This is a genomic window from Sphingomonas sp. PAMC 26605 (genome assembly GCF_000241485.1).
Classification (GTDB): domain Bacteria; phylum Pseudomonadota; class Alphaproteobacteria; order Sphingomonadales; family Sphingomonadaceae; genus Sphingomonas.
In genome coordinates this window covers 2,849,772-2,870,397 of sequence record NZ_JH584241.1, presented here as the reverse complement: position 1 = coordinate 2,870,397, position 20,626 = coordinate 2,849,772, and the positions used below count along the sequence as shown (strand labels likewise).

At 67.0% G+C, this 20,626-nt stretch carries 14 protein-coding genes; 10 read left to right on the top strand and 4 right to left on the bottom strand.

Translation table 11 applies throughout. The annotated features are described in order from the left end of the window. The 6 genes from RH90_RS23965 to RH90_RS13395 form a co-directional block, all read left to right on the top strand. Positions 1-188, top strand: a 188-nt coding sequence (locus tag RH90_RS23965) for a hypothetical protein (protein WP_037492792.1), incomplete at its 5' end; no start/stop codon positions are given. A gap of 139 nt (positions 189-327) precedes the next feature. After that, positions 328-1,872, top strand: coding sequence for a tryptophan halogenase family protein (locus tag RH90_RS13415; protein WP_010186230.1), 1,545 nt, complete (start codon positions 328-330; stop codon positions 1,870-1,872). Positions 1,873-1,881: 9 nt separating this feature from the next. Further along, positions 1,882-4,143: a beta-glucosidase gene (locus tag RH90_RS13410; RefSeq protein ID WP_010186229.1), complete on the top strand. Its 2,262-nt coding sequence runs from the start codon at positions 1,882-1,884 to the stop codon at positions 4,141-4,143. 81 nt (positions 4,144-4,224) lie between these two features. Continuing rightward, on the top strand, positions 4,225-5,643 hold the full coding sequence (locus RH90_RS13405) for a GH1 family beta-glucosidase (RefSeq protein ID WP_010186227.1): 1,419 nt from the start codon (positions 4,225-4,227) through the stop codon (positions 5,641-5,643). 49 nt (positions 5,644-5,692) lie between these two features. After that, positions 5,693-6,907 carry an MFS transporter gene (locus tag RH90_RS13400; RefSeq protein ID WP_010186226.1) on the top strand — a complete coding sequence of 405 codons (1,215 nt, stop codon included), beginning with the start codon at positions 5,693-5,695 and terminating at the stop codon, positions 6,905-6,907. After that, positions 6,904-7,944, top strand: a complete 1,041-nt coding sequence (locus tag RH90_RS13395; protein ID WP_037492786.1) for a LacI family DNA-binding transcriptional regulator — start codon at positions 6,904-6,906, stop codon at positions 7,942-7,944. The genes RH90_RS13400 and RH90_RS13395 overlap by 4 nt, the downstream gene beginning before the upstream one ends. A 46-nt stretch (positions 7,945-7,990) precedes the next feature. Here RH90_RS13395 and RH90_RS13390 read toward each other — a convergent pair whose 3' ends face one another. Next, entirely contained in the window at positions 7,991-8,647 is a 657-nt protein-coding gene (locus tag RH90_RS13390; RefSeq protein ID WP_010186224.1) for a sulfite oxidase-like oxidoreductase, read from the bottom strand. A 480-nt stretch (positions 8,648-9,127) separates the two neighbouring features. Between RH90_RS13390 and RH90_RS13385 the strand changes: the two genes are divergently transcribed. The 3 genes from RH90_RS13385 to RH90_RS13375 all read left to right on the top strand — a co-directional run bounded on the left by RH90_RS13385 (position 9,128) and on the right by RH90_RS13375 (position 15,331). After that, entirely contained in the window at positions 9,128-11,719 is a 2,592-nt protein-coding gene (locus tag RH90_RS13385; protein WP_010186223.1) for a TonB-dependent receptor domain-containing protein, read from the top strand. Positions 11,720-11,786: 67 nt separating this feature from the next. Further along, complete coding sequence (locus RH90_RS13380) at positions 11,787-13,814, top strand: hypothetical protein (RefSeq protein WP_010186222.1); 2,028 nt, start codon at positions 11,787-11,789, stop codon at positions 13,812-13,814. Positions 13,815-13,834: 20 nt separating this feature from the next. Beyond that, the gene (locus RH90_RS13375; RefSeq protein ID WP_010186221.1) at positions 13,835-15,331 is read left to right on the top strand and encodes a tryptophan halogenase family protein; all 1,497 of its coding nucleotides are present in this window, start codon (positions 13,835-13,837) and stop codon (positions 15,329-15,331) included. An 86-nt stretch (positions 15,332-15,417) separates the two neighbouring features. On the opposite strand, the gene RH90_RS13370 is transcribed toward RH90_RS13375, so the two are convergent. Beyond that, complete coding sequence (locus tag RH90_RS13370) at positions 15,418-16,938, bottom strand: hypothetical protein (RefSeq protein ID WP_010186220.1); 1,521 nt, start codon at positions 16,936-16,938, stop codon at positions 15,418-15,420. 190 nt (positions 16,939-17,128) lie between these two features. Between RH90_RS13370 and RH90_RS13365 the strand changes: the two genes are divergently transcribed. After that, positions 17,129-17,680 carry a BLUF domain-containing protein gene (locus RH90_RS13365; protein ID WP_081476943.1) on the top strand — a complete coding sequence of 184 codons (552 nt, stop codon included), beginning with the start codon at positions 17,129-17,131 and terminating at the stop codon, positions 17,678-17,680. A gap of 18 nt (positions 17,681-17,698) precedes the next feature. Here the strand turns inward: RH90_RS13365 and RH90_RS13360 are convergent, their stop codons facing one another. Next, the gene (locus tag RH90_RS13360) at positions 17,699-18,913 is read right to left on the bottom strand and encodes a DUF1501 domain-containing protein (protein ID WP_010186218.1); all 1,215 of its coding nucleotides are present in this window, start codon (positions 18,911-18,913) and stop codon (positions 17,699-17,701) included. Positions 18,914-18,932: 19 nt separating this feature from the next. Beyond that, a complete protein-coding gene (locus RH90_RS13355; RefSeq protein WP_010186217.1) occupies positions 18,933-20,498 on the bottom strand; it encodes a DUF1800 domain-containing protein in 1,566 nt (521 codons plus the stop codon). Between the last annotated feature and the right edge of the window lie 128 nt (positions 20,499-20,626).

The following is a 20,626-nucleotide window of genomic DNA, read 5'->3' as shown; positions in this document are numbered from 1 at the left end:
GCCTGAACTACGCGGCGCCGGGTGGCCGTTACGAGATCGAGGCCTTTGCCCTCAACGTCACGGACCATCGCATCCGCACCAGCTCGGGCGTTTCCGGGACACCGGGGACCAACGGTCTCGCGACGGTGTTTCTGTCCAACTACGAACCGCCCCAGACTTGGGGCGTGCGGGTTCGCGCGAAGTTCTAACCGTCCCCCCGGCCTCTCCCCGGAGGCCCGACTGCGGCCACTGTCTCGCCCCGGGCGGGCGGTGGCCGCTTTTTTCCTTGCCGGCAGGGTGCCGGGTCATTGAGCTTATCCTATCGGATCAGCAGTCGGACTGGACGTGATGGCGAGACGGATCGTAATCGTTGGCGGCGGCACGGCAGGCTGGCTCAGCGCGGCTTACCTTTCCCGCGCGCTGCCCAGACCGCCGCATGCGCACGGCTGGACGATCGCGCTTGTCGAAAGCGCGGACATTCCCACGATCGGCGTGGGCGAAGGCAGCTTTCCGACGCTGCGCTCGACGATCGCGACGCTCGGCCGCAGCGAGGCGGAGTTCATCCGCGCGAGCGACGCCACCTTCAAGCAAGGCGTCCGCTTCGCCGGCTGGGCGGGTCGCGCCACGCCGGGCCATGCCGAAGATGACTATTTCCATCCATTCAACCTGCCGCTTGGCGGCGATACGCCAGGGCTGCTGCCCTTCTGGCTCGATTCCGCAAACGACCCGGGTCGCCCTGCCTATGCCGACGCCGTCACCGCACAGGAGCGTGTGATCCGCGCGGGCAAGGGGCCCAAGCGTCCACAGGATCCGGACTTTGGCGGTCCGATGAACTATGCCTATCATTTCGACGCCGCCAAGCTCGCGTCGTGGCTGCGCGACGTCGCCACAGCCAACGGCGTCGAGCGAATCGAAGCGACGATCGCATCGGTCGAACGCGGCGCGAACGGCGACATCGTCGCGGTGACGCCAGCCGACGGCGCGCCGATCGCGGGTGATTTCTTTCTCGACTGCTCCGGCTTTCGCGCGCTGCTGATCGGCGAGACGCTCGCTGCCCCGTTCCAAGACATCGGCGATATCCTGTTCAACGATCGCGCGATTGCGATGCAGGTGCCGAGCGAACCCGATACGCCGATCGCGCCCTATACCCTGGCGACGGCGCATGATGCCGGCTGGATCTGGGACATCGGCCTTTCGAGCCGGCGCGGCACGGGATGCGTCTATTCCAGTCGCCACATGTCCGACGACGCGGCGGAAACGGTGATCCGCACCTATAACGGCGTCGACCTCCCGACGCGGCGGCTGCAGTTCCGCACCGGCTATCGGACGCAGCAGTGGATCGGCAACACCGTCGCGATCGGCCTGTCGGCGGGCTTTTTCGAACCGCTCGAATCGACCGGGATCATGCTGGTCGAGGTCGCGGCGCGGATGGTCGCCGACATGCTCGCCGGGCCGGTCGATCACGCCGCGCTCGCCGGCGCCGCGCGTAGCTTCAACCGGCAGATGACCGCGCGGTTCGCGGCGATCGTCGAGTTCCTCAAGCTGCACTATTGCGTCAGCCAGCGACGCGACACGGCGTATTGGCGCGACAATGCCGATCCCGCGAGCTGGCCGGAGGGCCTGCGCGACAAGCTCGCGCAGTGGCGCCATCGCCTGCCCTCACGCTTCGACTTCGTGGTCGATCACGAGACGTTCCTGCCGCCGAGCTGGGCGTTCATCCTCCACGGTCTCGGTTATCCGACCGATGCCGGCCGCGGCATCCTCGGCACGAAGCCCGACGACGCGCGCGACGCGATCGCGGCGTTCGGGAGAATCCGCCAGGCCGGTCTCCAGGCGGCCGCGCAGCTGCCCGACCACCGCTCCCTCGTCCTGCACTATCATCGAAACCGCTGAGAGGTCCCCATGCGCGCGAATCCGACACCGAAGCGTATCCTGCTCCTCGCGAGCGTTGCGTGCCTCCTCTCCAGCCCGGCACTCGCCAGCGCGGACGAGCATGCGCCGTGGCGCGACCGCACGCTGAGCGCGGAGGCGCGCGCCGACGCACTGGTACGCGCGATGACGCAGGACGAGAAGATGCAGATCGTTCGCACCTGGTTCCCGCCGATGGCGCAGGGGAAAGCCGGTGCGCCCGACGATCTCATCCCCTCGGCCGGCGAGATGGTGGGCGTGCCCCGGCTCGGCATTCCGACCTTGCGCGAGAGCGATGCCAGCCTCGGCGTCGCCAACCAGATCGAGCAGCGCAAGGGCGACACCGCGACCGCCCTCCCCGCGAGCCTCGCCACCGCCGCCAGTTTCGATCCCGAAATCGCTTTTGCCGGTGGCGCGATGATCGGCGCGGAGGCACGCGCCAAGCGCTTCAACGTGCTGCTCGCCGGCGGCGTCAACCTGACGCGCGACCCATGGGGCGGGCGCGACTTCGAATATCTCGGTGAAGATCCGCTGCTCGCGGGACTCATGACCGGGGCGCACATCCGCGGCGTGCAGAGCAATCATATCGTGTCGACGATCAAGCATTTCGCGTTCAACTCCCAGGAAACGGGGCGGATGATCGTCGACGCGCAGCTCGATTGGTCGGCGCTCCACGAAAGCGATCTGCTCGCGTTCAAGCTCGGCATCGAAGGCGGGCATCCCGGCTCGGTGATGTGCGCCTATAACAAAGTCAATGGCGATTGGGCATGCGAGAACCGCACGCTGCTGACCGAGGTGCTGCGCAATCAATGGGGCTATCGCGGCTGGGTGATGTCCGACTGGGGCGCGGTCCATTCGACCGCCAAGGCGGCCAATGCCGGGCTTGATCAGGATTCGGGCGCCGAGCTCGATAAGGCGGATTTCTTCCGTGAGCGGCTGAGCGCGGCTGTGGCGAAGGGCGACGTGACCAAAGCCCGCTTCGATGCGATGGTGCGCAACGTCCTGACCGGGGTGATCGCGAGCGGTCTGTACGACGATCCCGTCGCCGCGACCAACCAGCCGATCGACACCGCGGCGCATGCGCGCGTTGCACAGCGGGCGGCGGAGGAAGGCATCGTCCTGCTGCGCAATACGGGCGGAATGCTCCCGCTTGCGGCGACTGCAAAGCGGATCGTCATCGTCGGCGGGCATGCCGATGTCGGCGTGCTGTCGGGCGGCGGATCGTCGCAGGTCCGCTCGATCGGCGGCGCGCCCGTCGAGATCGCGCTCAAGAGCGGCCCGGCCGCGTCGTTCGCGCGGACCACCTGGCACGCCAGCTCGCCGCTGCGCGCGGTGCAGGCGCTCAATCCGGGCGCGCAGGTCAGCTATGTCGATGGCACCGATCCGGTCGCCGCGGCCGCGGCGGCCAAGGCGGCGGATGTGGTGCTGGTGTTCGCGACCCAGTGGCGCACCGAAGCCGAAGATCTCACCACGCTCGCGCTTCCCGACAACCAGGACGCGGTGATCGACGCGGTGGCGGCCGCCAATCCGCACACCGTCGTCGTGCTCGAAAGCGGCGGACCGGTGCTGATGCCATGGCTCGAGCGGGTTCCTGCCGTGCTCGCCGCCTGGTACCCGGGGCAGCGCGGCGGCGAGGCGATCGCCAACATCGTGTTCGGCAAGGTCAACCCCTCCGGCCGGCTGCCGATCACCTTTCCCGCGGACGAGCGCCAGGCGCCCCGCCCCCGGCCGGTCGGCCTGGCCAACGTCGCCAAGGACGATTCGGCCTCCAACGCCGGCAGCGCGGGCGGGGAAGCGAGCGGCTTTGCCGCGCAATATCCCGAAGGCGCCGATGTCGGCTACCGCTGGTACGCCAGGCGCGACCAGCGCCCGCTCTTCGCGTTCGGGTTCGGCCTGTCCTACACCAAATTCGCTTACGCGAACCTCAAGGTCGCGGGGGGCGCGGCACTGACGGTGAGCTTCGACGTGACCAATACCGGGCAGCGCGCGGGCGCGGATGTGCCGCAGCTCTATGTGACGCCGCCGACCGCGGGTTCGGTGGCGCGGCTGGCCGGCTTCCAGCGGATCGACCTCCGCCCCGGCGAAACGCGCCACGTCACACTCATCGCCGAGCGACGGACGCTCGCCACATGGGACGACGCCGCGAAGCGCTGGCATCTGGCGGGTGGCCCGTACCGCGCGGCGATCGGCCATGATGCCGGCGATCTGGCCGCAAACGCGTCGGCCACGCTCACCGAGCAACGCTTCAAACCGTGATCCGCGGATTGGCGCTGGAGTTTCCCGCGGGATCGCCTCATCCTCGGCCCGCAAACGTCTCAGACGACACCAGGAGTTGACATGAACCGTCGCGACATGATCCGGAACGGCTTGACGCTCGGTGCGGGGCTCGCAGCCGGACCGCAGCGCCTTTTGGCAGCGCCGGTCGATCTCTCGTTCCCGCCGGATTTCGTCTGGGGATGCGCGACCGCGTCGTATCAGATCGAGGGCGCGGTCCGGGCGGATGGGCGTGGGCCGACCAACTGGGACGTCTTCTCGCATACGCCGGGCAGGGTCGCCAACAACGATACCGGCGACGTGGCCTGCGACAGCTATCATCGCTACGCCGAGGATATCGCGCTGTTGAAGGCGCTTGGCGTCAAGGCCTACCGCATGTCGATCGCCTGGTCGCGGATCTTTCCCGACGGTCGCGGCAAGTCCAATCCGAAAGGCGTCGATTATTATAATCGCGTCATCGACGGCCTCCTCGCCGCCGGCATCCAGCCCTATGTCACGATGTTTCATTGGGATCTTCCGCAGGCGCTGCCCGGCGGATGGCAGAATCGCGACACCGCGCTGGCCTTTGCCGATTATGCCGGGTTCATGGCGGGCAAGCTGTCCGATCGCGTTCACGACTTCATGACGGTCAACGAGCTGCGCTGCTTCACCGACATCGGCCATTTGGAAGGGCGGCACGCGCCCGGCCTCAGGCTCGCGCCGGCGCAAGTCAATCAGGTCCGTCATCACGGGGTTCTCGCACACGGCCTCGGCGTGCAGGCGATCCGAGCGCATGCAAGGCCCGGGACCAGGGTCGGGATTGCCGACAACACGACGATCCATGTTCCCGTGATCGAGACGCCCGAGCACATCGCCGCTGCCCGGAAGGCCACGCGCGAGAAGAATGCGATGTTCCTCACCGCGATCATGGAGGGTCGCTACATCGACGAATATCTAGCGCAGGAAGGCGCGAACGCACCCAAGGTCCAGCCCGGGGACATGGCCGCGATCGGCAGTTCGCTCGATTTCGTCGCGCTCAACATCTACGCGCCCGAATGGGTGCGCGCCGATGCGGGGCCGACGGGCTATGCCATCGTCCCGCATATCGCCTCGTCGCCGCGCATGGCGTCGCCATGGCTCGTGGTGGGGCCAGAAGTGGCCTATTGGGGCGTCCGGACGGTCAGCGAGCTGTGGAAGCCCAAGATGCTCTACATCTCCGAAAACGGCGCTTCCGCCGACGATCCCGTTACCAATGGCCGGATCGACGATACCGATCGCGTGATGTATCTGCGCAATTATGTCGGACAGTTCCACCGCGCGGTTGCCGACGGCTATCCCTTGAAAGGCTATTTCCTGTGGAGCCTGATGGACAATTTCGAATGGGCCGACGGGTATAGCAAGCGCTTCGGCATCCACTATGTCGATTTCGCGACCCAGAAACGCATCCCCAAGCTCAGCGCCGCCTGGTACAAGGAAGTGATCAGCCGGAACCGCTTGGTGTGACACTCCGTCGCCGCAGCGCGGGCGTGCCGACAGCGGCGTGCGAGCGGGATTGAAGACGATCTCGCCTGCCGCCACCTCCCCGCGCATCTCGCGGCGCCTGTTCCAGCTGTCGATCGGCGTCTTCGCGATCGGCGGCTTCATCACGGCGTTGGTCAGCCTGTTGGTGCCGCGCCTGACGGCGTTGTACGGGATGGATTACTCGCACGCATTGCTCGTGCAGCTGGCCTTCCACCTGAGCTACCTGCTGTTTGCCGTGCCGATCGGCCGGATCATCACGCGGCGCGGCTACATGCGCTCGGCAACGCTCGGGCTTGCAATCATGGTGGTTGCGACGGCGATCCTGGTGGTGGCGAATGCCTTGCGCCTCTTCCCGCTGCTCCTGACGGCGTTGCTGCTGCTGTCGTGCGGCATCACCTTTCTGCAGATCGCCAGCAACACCGTCGTCGCCGTGGTCGGGGCGGCCGAAGGCGCCGCGGTGCGGCTCAATCTCTTGCAGGGCTGCAACTCTGTCGGCACGATCGCCGCGCCGCTGGTCGGTGCGACCTTCCTGATCGAGAAGCGCGGCGCCGATGGCGGCCCCCCGTTCCTGCTCGCGCTCGTCATCCTGATCGGGCTCACGCTGGCCTATGTGCGCAACCGCCGTCTGCTCGATACCGCGTCCGCTGCGCGAAGCAGCACGAGCCGGCTCGATCTGCGCTCGGTGCTCGCGGACCGAAGGGTGATGGGCGGCATGGTGGCGATCTTCGCCTATGTCGGGGCGGAGGTGACGATCGGCGCGCTGCTCGCCAATTATCTGATGCAGCCCAGCGCGCTCAACGCGCGCCCCGCCCTCGCTGCGCGGATGCTGAGCCTGTATTGGGGCGGTGCGATGATCGGCCGGTTCGCGGGCGGGGTCTTGATGCGCCATGTCTCGGCGGCAAAGCCGCTGTTGGCGGCGGCGCTGCTTGCCGCGCTCCTGACGTCAGTCGGTGCCGGCGTCGGCGGGGTGATCGGATCGGTGGCGCTGATCGCGGTGGGGCTGTGCAATTCGATCATGTATCCGACCATCTACGTGCTCGCGCTTCCGGCCGAGGCAGAACGGGCGACGCCGGCGGCGACCGTGTTGTGCATGGCGGTGGTCGGGGGCGCGGTGATCCCGACGCTTTGCGGGCAAATCGCCGATCGTGCGGGCCTTGGCCTCTCGCTCCTGCCGACGGCGGTGTGCTATCTGGCCGTAGCGGCCTTTGCGCTGAGCTGTGGCAAAAGGGATGCGAAAAGCGCGTGAGTGTGTTGACGATCAAGGACGTGGCAGCGCTTGCCGGCGTATCGCCCAAGACCGTGTCGCGCGTGATCAACGGCGAACCGCATGTTCGCCCCGACAAACGCGAACGCGTGCTGCGCGTGGTCGGCGAGCTCGACTATCGCCCCAATGCGTTCGCGCGCAGTCTCTCGAGCTCGCGGTCGTATCTCCTCGCATTGCTCATCGACGATCCCGCTTCGGGCTATGCCGCCGACGTGCAGCTAGGCGCGCTGATGCGCTGCCGCGAGAAGAACTATCACCTGATCGTCGAACGCGTCGAACGCGTTGCGGTCGACTGGCAAAACGAATTGAGCCGCTCGTTGCGCGGATTGAACCTCGACGGCGTCATCCTCACGCCACCGCTGTGCGACGATACCGCGTTGGCGAAGCTGCTCGAAAAAGCCGCCATCCCGTTCGTTCGCATCGCCCCGAGCGGCGCGGAGTCGGCCTCGGGTTATGTCCGGATGGATGATGCGTCCGCGGCGTCCGAAATGACGCGGCACTTGGTCGCGCTCGGGCACCGCCGCATCGGCTTCATAAAAGGCGATCCGGCGCACGGCGCCACCGCCACGCGATTGCAGGGCTTCACGTCGGAAATGGAACGATCGAACCTGACGACCGATCCTGTCCTGATCCGCGAAGGCGACTTCTCATCGCGCAGCGGGTTCGTCGAAGCCGATGCCTTGCTCGCCCTCCCCGACCCTCCGACCGCGATCTTCGCGAGCAACGACGACATGGCGCTCGGTACGCTGATGGCCGCCACCCGCCGAGGCCTCGCCGTGCCGCAGACACTCGCCATCGCGGGCTTCGATGACGCCCCGAGTTCGCGAGTCACCTGGCCGCAGCTGACCACGATCCATCAACCGAAGGCGGCGATGGCGGCCGAGGCGGTCGATATCCTCACCAATCCCGAGTATCGCGATCACTGCGCCGACCCGAACTATCGCCGCGCGATCGAATATCGCCTGGTGGTGCGAGGCAGCACCGATGCAGGAGCAGGCGCGACACCGGGGGCCATCTGATCACCCGCGCCGAACCCCGCGCCGCACCGCGCGCCAGTCCGCCGCTTCACGAATAGCGCTCTTCGGCCCATGGATCCCCTCGCATATGGTATCCGTTGCTCTCCCAGAACCCAGCCTTGTCAGCACTCAGGAATTCGACCCCGCGCAACCATTTGGCGCTCTTCCACAGATAGAGGTGCGGGATCAGCATCCGCGCCGGACCGCCATGCGCGCGGGTCAGCGGTTTGCCGTCCCAGCTGTGCACCGCCATCGCCGCAGCGTCCGCGAAATCGGCCAGCGGCACGTTGGTCGTATAGCCGTCATAGCTGTGCAGCAGCGCGAAGGCCGCCTCCGCGCGCGGCTGGACAAGGTCGAGCAGGTCGCGGGTCGAAACCCCCGTCCATGCGTTGTCGTAGCGCGACCAGGTCGTCACGCAATGCATGTCCGACTGCGTCCGGGTCTGGGGTAACGCCATGAAGCCGGACCAGTCGAGCGTTACCGGCCGCTCGACAAGACCGCCGAGTGCCAGCGCCCAACGCTCCGGCGCCACGTCGGGCTGGCGACCCAGGTCGAGCACCGGCCAGTCGCGGACCAGATGCTGGCCGGGCGGCAGCCGCCCCTGCGCGGCGCGCGCATCTTGCCCGGTGATGAACTTATGCTCGCTCGCCCAGCGCTGTTTGGAGCGGGTGAGCTTGCTGTCGGGCGGCGGCGGTTCGTCGGTCATGGCGGTCTCCAGCGGCAAGTGCATCATTCAGCGGTATGCCCGCGGGTGCAACCCGCTAGGCGGGGCTGGACACGAAGCGCATGGAAATCCGCGCTCAAAAGCCCTTCAGCTAGGCGTTGCAGTGCGATGGACCTCCACGCATCTCCAGCGAGACTCAACCGTGCGGTTTCCCGCATCTGCTATGCTGATCGGCAACCGTCTCCGACCGTCCACCATTGACGACGCCCCCGACTGCGGGAAACGCCTAGCAGGTGGCGACGCGAGCCGCCGGTTGGGCGCGCCCGATCCGCCAAGCTCGCACCAACTGATCTGTGATAATAATGCAACATTATGCAAACGATTTCACAAAGTGTTTCTCAACGGCGTCAGTTCGCATTGTCACGTTCGGCGGAAGCGGTTAGCCCGACGCCATAACAAGAAAAAGCAAGGGGAGAGCGACATCATGCCTTTCCTTTTGCGCTCGCGCCGAGGAAAGACCGCATGACGATTTCGCTGAAAATGACGCTGCTGGCGAGCAGCACGATGCTCATCGCCACCCCCGCCCTCGCGCAGCAGACGCCCGCGCCCGCGGCGCAGAACGGCGTCAATCAGCCCGCCCCGTCGGGCAGCGACACCCCCGCCACCGCGCAAACCGAAGCGCCGGGCGCGCAGCCGGCCGCGTCGGACGGACCGTCGTTGAACGACATCGTCGTCACCGGCAACACGTCGGGCAAGCGCACGCTGTTCACCTCCTCGTCCGACGTGACGCTCGCGAGCGCCGCCGATATCCAGCGCAAGGCGCCGCGCTCGACCGCCGAGGTGCTCGAGCTCGTCCCCGGCATCTTCGTCGAGGGGACGGCGGGCGCGGTCTCGAACAACTATTCGGTGCGTGGCCTGCGCGGCGGTGCACAGACCTTCATCCAGCTCGAAGAAGACGGCTTGCCGATCATCTACGGCGGTGGCGGCGCCGACGAATATTTCCAGAACGACATCACGATCGACCGCGTCGAAGCGGTCGAGGGCGGCACGTCGGGCGTGCTCGCGGTCAATGGCGCCGCGGCGACGATCAACTTCATCTCGCTCAAGCCCAATTTCGACAAGGCTGTCGCCTCGGTCCGCTTCACCGGCTCGAGCTATGGTCTGGGCCGGGCGGACGGCTATTTTTCGGCACCGATCGCCGACAATCTCGCGTTCAGCGTCGGCGGCTATGTCGTCTCCGACCCCGGCTTCCGCCGCTCGGCGTTCAACTATAACACCTATCATATCAAGGGCATGCTCGAGAAGCGCTTCGACGACGGCGGCTTCGTCCGCGCGACGATCAAGCGCGGTGACCAGTCCGATGCCTATTATGCCGACATGCCCTTCACGTCGAACGGCAATGGCCAGATCGGCGACGTTCCCGGGCTCAACGGCCAGCATGACAATATCGCTGGCAAGGCGTTCACGACGATCAATCAGCCGGTGTCGTGCCTGACCGGAACGTGCAGCCGTCCGTTCAGCCTCGCCAACGGCATCCACACCACGACGACGCAGTACCGGCTCGATATCGAGAAGCCGATCACCGAGCATGTCAGCGTGTTCGCGCGTGCGCGCTATCTCGACGCCAATTTCGATTTCAACGGCCTGTTCCCGGGCAGCTCGGGCGCGCCGCCGGCGTCGGCGATCACCTATCTGACGCCGGGCATCTCGCCGATCGCTTCGCTGCTCGCGGCGGGTACGGCGCGTTTCGGCACGACGAACTTCGGCTTGCGCAACATCGTCTCTGGCCAGGTCGTGCCGGTCAGCGCCACCGCGGCGCTCAACGCACTCAACGGCAACGGCCTGATCCAGCAGACCGTGCTCAACCACCAGACGACCAGGACCAAGGATTTCGGCAGCGACTTCGGCGTCAAGCTGAACTTCGGCAGCGGGATCTTCGACAACTCGCTGACGATCGGCGGGATGTATTACAACGTCCATCGCGAGAACAACCAGTCGGGCGTGTCGACCGTAATCAACGACGTCACCAACAATTCGAACGTCTATGACATCGTCGCGCTCAACGCTGCCAACGGCGTGGTCGGCCAGCTCACCAACAACGGCCAGGTCAGCTACGGCAATTGGGGCCAGGGCATCTTCAACGACCAGATCGACTCGATCTCGGGTTATTTCAACGACGAACTCAAGGTCGGTTCGAACTTCCACCTCGATTTCGGCCTGCGCTTCGAGCATCAGCACGACCGCGTCGACATCGGCCAGGCCGGCCCGAACGGGACGGTCCAGCCGGGTACGCCGGGAATCGTCACCGATCTCGGCGGCACGTTCAACGGGCAGTATGTCAGCCAGTTCGCGTCGTACGATCATCTCGCGGGCACGGTCGGCGCGAACTATACGATCACGCGCAACCTGTCGGTCTATGCACGCTATGCCAAGGGCTTCCAGACCGCAGGCGGCGACACCGGGGGCACGCACGCGCCGTCCGACCTGACGCTCTACGAGGTCGGTACGCGCTTCCAGACGCACGGGCTCGTCGCCTCGCTCGTCGCGTTCAAGACCGAGTTCCGCGACCAGAGCTATTCGTTCCAGGATCCGGCCAACCCGATCAACCAGGTCAACGCGCTCGCCGACGACAATATCAAGGGGTTGCAGCTCGACTTCGACTGGCGTCCGGTCAAGTTCTTCAGCCTGTCGGGTTCGGGCGTGTATCAGGAGCCCAAGCTTCAGAACCTGCGCTTCCAGGGCGTGGCGCAGCCGCAATATAACGGCAACACCCCAGAGCGGACGCCCAAGAAGCTGTTCACGGTGACGCCGTCGTTCATCCTGCCGGGCGGGCTGGGCGAGATTTACGGGCGCTACAAATATGTCGGCAAGATCTTCGCCGATGCCGGCAATGGCGTGGCGCTGCCGTCATACGGCGTGTTCACCGTCGGCACGTCGGTCAACATCACGCCGCGGATCAATTTTAATGTCAGCGTCGACAATCTGACCAACGCCAAGGGCTATACCGAAGGCAATCCGCGCCAGGGCCAGACGCAGTCGATCCAGAACGGCTATTTCTACGGCCGCAGCATCATCGGCCGCAACGCGCTGGCGAGCGTCACGTTCAAGCTGTGATGTGGTGCGGGCGACCGGGAGGGACCCCGGTTGCCCGCACCTTGACGACCAAAACGGGAGTGTGACGATGCGGGCGGCGACGATGCGGCGGGTGCTGGCGGGGCTGCTCGCGTGTGCCGCCTTGGTGGGCGCGCGCGCGCCCGACAGCGAGTTCGCGCGGCAGGAGGGGCTCAACCTCAACAGCTTCGTGCGGCAGGGGCCGGTCGCGGCGCATATCGTGCTGCGTTCGGGCACCAGCCCGCGCGTGATCGTCGCCTTTCCGGCAGGCAATAGCGGGGTCGGGCTGTGGTTCGACACGCTCGGCAGCGCGGCCGAATGGAGCATGCCCGCCCCGGCCCGGCCCGTCACGCTTGCCGATGCGCGCGGGCGTCCGCTGCACGGCGTCACTTTCACCGCCGAAATCCGCGCGCCGCGGTTGCAGGCGAAGCAAGCGGTGCTGTCGAGCATCCGTGTGCTGCGCGACTATCAGGCGCTCGGCACCGCCCCCGCCGAAGTGCTGACCGCTCCGGTTACCGCAAACGGCACGCTGAGCTGGACGCGCGACCGGCTCGATGGTGCGCCGGGCTACCGCCTCGCGATCAAGCCGGTACGCGGCACGCTCGACCATGGCGCAATCGTCGCCGACAAGGACGGGATGATCGCGCTCGAGATCACCGCGCTGACCGGCGAGACGCCGCTCACCCCCGTCCCCGCCCCGCTGCTGCTCAATGCCAAGGCGTCGACCGACCCTGCCGCGCGGCGTGCGCTGGAATTCCTCAGCTATCGCGAGAAGTATCTCGCCGGATCGTGGCGCTTCGACACCTATTTCGGGCGCGACACGCTGATGTCGGTGCGGCTGCTGATGCCCGCGCTCCAGCCCGAGGCGGTCGAGACCGGGCTCGCCTCGGTGCTCGAACGGCTCTCGCCCGAGGGTCAGGTCGCGCACGAGGAGGATATCGGCGAATTCGCGATCCTCGATCATCGCAAGGCCGAGGGCAGCAGCTCGGACGCGCCGGTCTACAATTACAACATGGTCGACAGCGACTTCATGCTCGCGCCGGTCGCGCGCGCCTGGCTGCTCGAGGATCCGCGCGGCAAGGCGCGCGCCGCCACCTTCCTAGCCCAGCGCATCGGCGGGCAGCGGCTCGGCGACCTGATGCTGCGCAACATCCGCTTCGTCGCGGGCCGCGCGCAGGCCTTCGCCCGCGCGCCGGTCGCAACCCATCTGATCGCGCTCAAGCCCGGCATGGAGGCCGGCCAGTGGCGCGACAGCAATGACGGGCTCGGCGGCGGGCGCTTCGCCTATGACGTCAACGCGGTGTTCGTCCCCGCCGCGCTCGATGCCGCGACCGAATTCTATCGCAGCGGATTGCTCGCGCCCTACGCAGCGCCCACGGACAAGGCGCTCTTCGCCGCCTTGCCGGGCGTGGCCGACATCTGGCGCAAGCGCGCGCCAGAGATGTTCGCGGTGACGATCCCGGCAGGCGCCGCGCAAAGCGCGATCGCAAGCTATGCCGCCAAGCTCGGCGTCCCCGCCCCCGCCCCTGCGGGCGCGTTGCGGTTCCACGCCATCTCGCTCGATGCACAAGGCCAGCCGATCGCGGTCCAGAATAGCGACGAGGGCTTTGCGCTGCTGTTCGGCCAGCTCTCGCCGCAAGCGGCCGACCAGGCCGCCGACGTGATCGACCGGCCCTTCCCGAGCGGTCTGATGACCAGCGCCGGGATGCTCGTCGCCAATCCGGTGTTCGCAAGCCCCGCGGTCCAGGCGAAGTTCGGGCCCGGCGCGTACCACGGGGTCGTCGTGTGGTCGTGGCAGCAGGCGCTCGCCGCCGCCGGCCTCGCACGCCAGATCGCGCGCGCCGATCTCCCGCCAGCGACGCGCACGCGGCTGCGCGGTGCGCAGACCTGCCTGTGGCGCGCGATCGACGCGACGCGCAGCGTGCAGAACTCCGAGCTCTGGTCGTGGAGCTACGCGCGCGGCGGCTACCGCATCGCGCCGTTCGGGGCGAACGGCGGCGACGTCGACGAATCGAACGCTGCGCAACTGTGGAGCACGGTCTACCTTGCGCTCGCCCGTCCTGCGCCTGCGCCGGATGCCGGTTGCCCGCTGCAGTGACGCCACGCTAGGACGCCGCGATGCACAGCGCCCCCATCCGCCAGATCGTCATCCTCGGCGGCGGCACCGCCGGCTGGATGAGCGCCGCCGCACTCGCCAAGGCGCTTGCCGGGACGGGCACCAGCATCCGACTGATCGAGTCGGATGAGATCGGGACGGTTGGCGTCGGCGAAGCGACGATCCCGACGATCCACTGGTTCAACCAGATCGTCGGTCTCGACGAGGCCGCGTTCATGAAGGCGACCGGCGCGACCTACAAATTGGGGATCGAATTCGTCGGCTGGAACGGTGCGGGCAGCGCCTATCTCCACCCGTTCGGCACCTATGGCCCGCCGCAGGACGGCGTGATGTTCCTCCATCGGATGATCCGCGGGCGGCTCGCCGGTCAGACGATCGCAGCGGAAGATTTCTCGCTCACCGCACGGGCGGCGCGGGCCGGTCGGTTTGCGCGGCCCGTGGCCGATCGCCGCTCGCTGCTCTCGACCCTGGGCTTCGCCTATCATTTCGACGCGGGTCGCTATGCGCAGTATCTGCGCGGACTTGCCGAAGCAGCAGGCGTCGAGCGGATCGAAGGCAAGGTGACCGCGATCGACCAGCATCCGGAGACCGGCTTCGTCCGCGCGCTCACCACCGATCGCGGGGTACGGGTCGAGGGCGAGCTGTTCCTCGATTGCTCGGGGTTTCGCGGCATGCTGATCGAGCAGACGCTCGGCAGCGGCTTCGACGACTGGTCGCACTGGCTGCCCTGCGACCGCGCCTGGGCCGCGCCGAGCGCCGCAGAAACCACCGTCACGCCCTACACCCGCTCGACCGCCGACACCGCAGGCTGGCGCTGGCGGATCCCGCTGCAACATCGCACCGGCAACGGCTATGTCTTCAGCGGCCGCTACCAATCCGACGACGCGGCGCGCGACGCGCTGCTTGCCGGAATGGACGGCGCGCCGATCGCCGATCCGCGGCTGATCCGCTTCCTGCCCGGCCAGCGCAAGAAGAGCTGGGACAAGAATGTCGTCGCGATCGGCCTGTCGAGCGGGTTTCTCGAGCCGCTCGAATCGACCAGCATCCACCTCATCCAGAGCGGCATCGCCAAGCTGCTGTCGCTCTTCCCGCGAGTCGATTGCGATCCGCTGCTGGCCGAACAATTCAACCGCGTCTTCGCCGCCGAGATGGAGGATGTGCGCGATTTCCTGATCCTGCATTACGCCCAGACCGGCGGCCGCGACGAGCCGATGTGGCGCGCCTGCCAGGCGATGGACCTGCCCGAGCGGCTGGCCTATCGACTCGATCAATATCGCCACTCGGGGCGGATCATGCTCGGCAGCGACGAACTGTTCCGCGATGCCAGCTGGTTCGCGGTGCTCGATGGACAAGGCGTGCAGGCCGAAAGCTACTCGCCGATGATCGAGGGGATGAGCGACACGGCGAATGCCAAACTGCTCGACGACGTGCGGCGCGCGATCGCGGCGGCCTCCGCCGGATTGCCGGCGCTTCGCGCGCCAGCGGCTGGACACGCCTGACCCCGGCGCGATCCGGCTTTCTCGCGAATATGCGGCCGGAAGGCGCGGTGCTCCCGGCAGCGGCGCCCTCGGTTTCCCCGGTGCCGTTACTGCACGCGGTACAATTCGCTGATATCGTCGTTCCACACGCGGTGCAGGCGCGGGTCGCGATAGCCGGCCGGCAGGCGCTCGCCGATCAGCCACAGATACTCGACGCGGGCAAGCGGCAGGCGCGGCATCGATTCGAGCAACGTATGATGTTCGCGCACGCCGAACGGCTGGCTCCGATCGATGCAATGCGCCGGCCAGATGAGTTGCGAAGGATCGCTGACATAGTCGGGTGACGGGCGATACTTCACATCCAGCAGCTGCAGGCCGTCGACACTCCACTGCGCGTTGACCCAGCTGCCGCGTGTCGTCGTCGCGAAACTGCCGAGATGCTCGAGCCGCTGCGACCGCCAGCCCTGCGTCCCGCAATCGACCCGCGCCAGGTTGAGCACGCGCGACCCGACCGGGATATGGGGCAGCGCCTGCAATTCCATCGCATAGCGCCGATCATAGCGCGCGAAGCTGATCGTCGTGACCATGAAACGCGCGGCAAGCAGGGCAAAGCCCGTCAGCAGCACCGCGCGCCGGCGGCTCCGCTCGACCTGCGACCAGTCGAGCAGCGCGAGCGCGAGCAAGGCGATCACCGGCGCCAGCCGCGTATCGATACGGTTGCTCCCGCTGATCAAGCTCGGGGTGATCACGAACAGTGCGGTCAGGCCGATCACCATCCCCGCCGCGCCGCCGCGCAGCCGCGCGCCCGAGCGAAACCCGACGATCGTCACGAACAGGGCGCAGACCACCGAGCCGACATCGAACACCATGTTCTGGTCGCGCAGCATCGTCACCAGCGCATCGAGCTTTCGGTCGAGGATCCAGGCGGTCGGGCCCCCGCCCCGCGCGCCGGTCAGGCGCCAGACCAGCACGGTCGTCGCGCCGGCGACCAACGGCGGCCATAGGCGGATCAGTGCGGCGCGCGTTTCGCGCCTTCGCCGCATCGGACGATCGCGCAGCGCTTCGCCGACGCCATGCCCGACGATCAGCACAAGCATGACGAAGCCGGCGACGCCGTGCCCGATCAGCAGCATCGGCGTGACACCGATGAACAGCAGCGCGCGGCGCCACGGGCGGGACTGCAAGCCGAGCCACGCCGCCACTGCGATCAATCCGAGCGCAAGCGTCAGCGTGAAATTGAGGAATCCATACAGGAAGGCGAAGTTGAAGACGAACAGCAACGCCCAGGGAAGCGAGTCGGCGCCGCGCGGGTTGAGCTGCCGGGCAATCGCGGCAATGCCGACCACGGTCAGCAATGGGGTCAGCGCGCACAGCAGCCAAACCAGCGGAACGATACCCGCCATCGAATGCAGGAGCTCGACCAGCACGTCGCTCGCCAGGTTCAGCGTCAGCCTCCAATGGAAACCGTAGAAGCGGAGCAGCGCGTCCCCCGGCGACGCGGTCTGGACCGAGAAGCGTCCGATATGCCCGGGAATATCGGTCAGCGGAGGGATCGTCGTCAGCAGGAAGGGCACCGCTGCGAGCAGCGCGAAGCACGCGACCATCCGCCAATGGAGGACTGCGATCAAGGAAGGCCCGACGCGGGCCCGATCGCACGGTTCGACGGTAGAAAGGATAACCGGCTTCATCCTCGCGATTGAGCGCTCGAATCGCGGCGAAAATTCGACCGACGACCTTCGGCAAGGCTCGCAGACCGGCTCGCGTCGGGCGCGATCCCGCCGTCATGCCGATCTCTGCACCCACCCACGGCTACCTCGATTGCAGCGCCAGCGCGACTACGATGGCAACATGATAGACTTACCCTTCGAACTTTTTTACTCTGTTCAACTTCGAAAAGGATTGGCATTATTTCAAGGGAAATTGTTGTTGATCGAATGGATTGGGTTCGTGATTCGCTCCATGCTCTACGTCAGCATCCAGGCATTCGCGGCCGCCGACAGCGAGCGGACGATCAACCAGATCGTCGCGATTTCGCGTCGGCGCAACGCCCGGGTCGGCGTCAGCGGCGTCCTGATCGCGACCGAACGCCATTTCGCGCAAGTCATCGAGGGCCCGGCGGACACGGTCAACCCGCTCATGGCGGCGATCCGGTGCGACGCTCGCCATCATCATGTCACGGTGCTGCACGCCGAGGACCTCTCGGCGCGCCGTTTCGGCAATTGGTCGCTCGCGTATCGCGGGCGGTCGGCCTATCTCGACCATTATGTCGCGCCGCTGATCGCGCCGCACGTCGCCAGCTCCCGTGACGCACTCCGCCTGATCGAGCTGATGGAACGCGTTGCGACCGATACCGAGCTCGACGTATCTTGACGCGATGGCGGAGCGGTTTCAGGCAAGCGACAGATCGATCGGCGCGACGCCGGGGAAGACCGATCCCAGCCGGTCGGGCGCAAGCCCGAACTGGCGCGCGACCAGGCCGCCGAGCAGCCCGCGATAATCGGTCAGCACCGGCAGGTCGCGTCCCTGGTTGAGCGTCGCCTGCGCCAAGGCGACCTGCGCGCCCGCCATCCGCCCGCCGTTCACGCCACCGCCGAGCACCCAATAGATACTGCCATGGCCATGGTCGGTGCCCTTGTCGCCATTCTCATGGAAGGTGCGGCCGAATTCGGAGACCACCACCACCGTCGTGTGCTGCCACGCATCGGGACCGATCGCCTCGGCGAACCCCGCGAGCCCGCGCCCGAGCTCGCCGATATGCGTCGCGAGATAGCCCTGCGCGCCGCCCTGGTTGACGTGCGTATCCCAGCCGCCGACATCGACGAAGGCGAGGTTGAACTGGTCGCGCATCAACGTTCCGATCCGCCGCGCCGACAGCTCGAACCCCTTGGGGCTGACCGCGCCGCGGCTCGCCTGCTTCATTTCCTCGTCGACGGTCCTGAACACGCTGTCGCGCACCTGGAAGCCCTCAGCGACGGCGCTGCCGAGGTCGCTCGTGCCGTTGCGCTGCCCGCGGTACATCTGCGTGATCAGCGCCGCGTCCTTGGGCGGCACCGCGGGCTTCGATCCGACCGCGCCGAGCCCGATATTGGGGATGATCGGGCCGCCGCGGAAGCACAGCGGCAATTGATCGGTGAAGGAAATCGGCTTGTCTTGCCCGAGCGCCGCGGCGAGGCGCGCCATGAAGCCCGAATTATAGTCGCGGTGCCCGCCGATCGGCTGGCCGAGTTCGATCGTGTCCTGCGTCTCGAAATGGCTGCGGCTCAAGTCGTCCGTGCCGACAAAGGGGACGAACGCGATCTGCTTCTTCTGCCACAGCGGATAGATCGATTCCTTGAGTGCCGGGTGCAGGCTCCAGTCGGCGTCGAGCGCGATCGGCGCGTTCGGATCGGCGGCGTTGGGCTTGCCGAGCGCGATCGTCGGGCGCGAGGCGTGGTAGAAATCGCTTCCCGTCGGGGCGATGATATTGGCGGCATCATAGGCGCCGCGCAGGAAAACGACGAGCAGTCGGCTGCCCGCCTGCGGCGCGGCGAAGGCGCGTCCGGCAATGACAAGCGGGGCGAGCGCGGCGGCGCCCGCGAGGAGTTGGCGACGATCGAGCAACATCAGCGGTCTCCGGGAACGATCAACGGCGCATGAAATCGGGCGAGGACAGGAACAGCGCGTTCCATTCCTGCGGCGAGCTCGCCTGTGTCAGCGCGGTGGTGGTGGACGCGGCGACCGCAGGGGCGATCGCCGTGAAATAGGCGGCGGTCTGCAAATGCGGGACAGGCGGCGCAGGGAATGGCGGCGGTGGCGCCGCGGCTGCCGCCGGAACTGCAGCGCCCGCCATCACCGCCATCGCCGACGGCCCCGGCGGTGCGGGCAGCCGGAACAGCACGCCCGCGCCGCTGCCGATCTGTCGCGCGATCTCGAACCGGACCGACATCTGGCCGGGCCCCGTCCAGGCGGCGGACTCCATCGGAAAGCCGTCGGGCGTCTCGCGCGCGTAAAGCCCCTCGCCCATGCGGTTGAGCCAGCCGAGGATCGGCTGGGGGTTGATGATCGTCTGGTCGCCATACATCAGCCGCACCGCCGACACGGTATAGTGCATCGGATCCTTGAACGCGGTGCCGAGCGATTGCTTGAACTCGGGCGCACGGATCATCGCGCGCAGCACCGCGGCGATATCGCCGTCGCTCCGGCGCCATGCCGCGGTCATCCGGTCGACCACCGTGGCGGGCGGCTGGTCGCCCATGAAATAGGTGGCGAGCTGGAGCGAGACGTGATGCGCGGTCTGCGGCGCGCGCGCGATCAGGTCGAGCGCGGTCTCGACTTCAGCGAAGCCACTGCCCTTGATCGTCTGGCCAAGGAACAGCTTGTCGCCGAAATCGTGGCGGTTGGGGTTGAACTCGAACAGCCCCGCGCGGACATACAGCGGCTGCCGCTCGGGGCTGAGCTTGGGCGCGGTCGGGCTGAGATCGACCCCGACGCCGGTCAGGATCCGCGCGAGTTCCTGGACATCCTTCTGGCTATAACCCGCCCCGACACCCATCGAATGCAGTTCGAGGATCTCGCGCGCGTAATTCTCGTTGATGTGCTTGGCGGCGTTCTGGTCGTTGTCGAGATAGCGCAGCATCGCGGGGTGCCGGAGCGTCGCTTCGAGCAAGTCGCGGAACTTGCCGAACGCATGCGCGCGCACCGTCTCCTCATAATCGCCGACCATCGCGCGGACGTCGCGCTTCTGCGCCTGGACGCTGAAATGGTTCATCCAGAACCACGTCACCTGCTCGCGCAACTGGTCGGGCGCGTAAATATCGCGCAGTAGCGAGCGCGTCGCGGCCTCATTGGCGAGCGCAGTCATGTCGTGCTGATACGCCGTGTGCGCGGCATCGCGCTGGGCAACGTCGGGCAGCTTGCCGGCGTAGCGATTCGCGGCGTCGGCATCGACGACAAGCTGCGCAACCGGTTTCTGGCTGATCTGCATCGCGGCAATCTGCGCGGCGATCGCCGGGGGCAGCGTGTCGTCGGGATGTTTGAGCTGCGCCTCGAGCCAGGCGTCACTCCCCGGCGCCGCGTCCTCGCGGGATTGCGCCGAGACGCCCCAGGTCAAACGGTTGCTCCACGCAGCGGTCGTCTGATCGTGCGAAGCAGCGATCGCGGAAGTGGCGGTCGTCAGCAAGAGCAGGACGAAGGCGGAACGGGCCGGCATTTCGATCTCCTTTGCGAGCGGATATAGAAGAACAACGCTTAACTGTAGCTGTCGCCCCGGTTTGTGACGCCGAATTCATGCGGACCGCCTTAGCCGAGCTGGATCTGCCTCACCGGATTTGTCAGCGC

Bases quoted from the DNA above. Each gene is read 5' to 3' on its own strand.
- RH90_RS13410 (WP_010186229.1), top strand. From the start codon at position 1,882: ATGCGCGCGAATCCGACACCGAAGCGTATCCTGCTCCTCGCGAGCGTT.
- RH90_RS13415 (WP_010186230.1), top strand. From the start codon at position 328: ATGGCGAGACGGATCGTAATCGTTGGCGGCGGCACGGCAGGCTGGCTC.
- RH90_RS13355 (WP_010186217.1), bottom strand. From the start codon at position 20,498: ATGCCGGCCCGTTCCGCCTTCGTCCTGCTCTTGCTGACGACCGCCACT.
- RH90_RS13405 (WP_010186227.1), top strand. From the start codon at position 4,225: ATGAACCGTCGCGACATGATCCGGAACGGCTTGACGCTCGGTGCGGGG.
- RH90_RS13385 (WP_010186223.1), top strand. From the start codon at position 9,128: ATGACGATTTCGCTGAAAATGACGCTGCTGGCGAGCAGCACGATGCTC.
- RH90_RS13380 (WP_010186222.1), top strand. From the start codon at position 11,787: ATGCGGGCGGCGACGATGCGGCGGGTGCTGGCGGGGCTGCTCGCGTGT.
- RH90_RS13390 (WP_010186224.1), bottom strand. From the start codon at position 8,647: ATGACCGACGAACCGCCGCCGCCCGACAGCAAGCTCACCCGCTCCAAA.
- RH90_RS13360 (WP_010186218.1), bottom strand. From the start codon at position 18,913: ATGTTGCTCGATCGTCGCCAACTCCTCGCGGGCGCCGCCGCGCTCGCC.
- RH90_RS13375 (WP_010186221.1), top strand. From the start codon at position 13,835: ATGCACAGCGCCCCCATCCGCCAGATCGTCATCCTCGGCGGCGGCACC.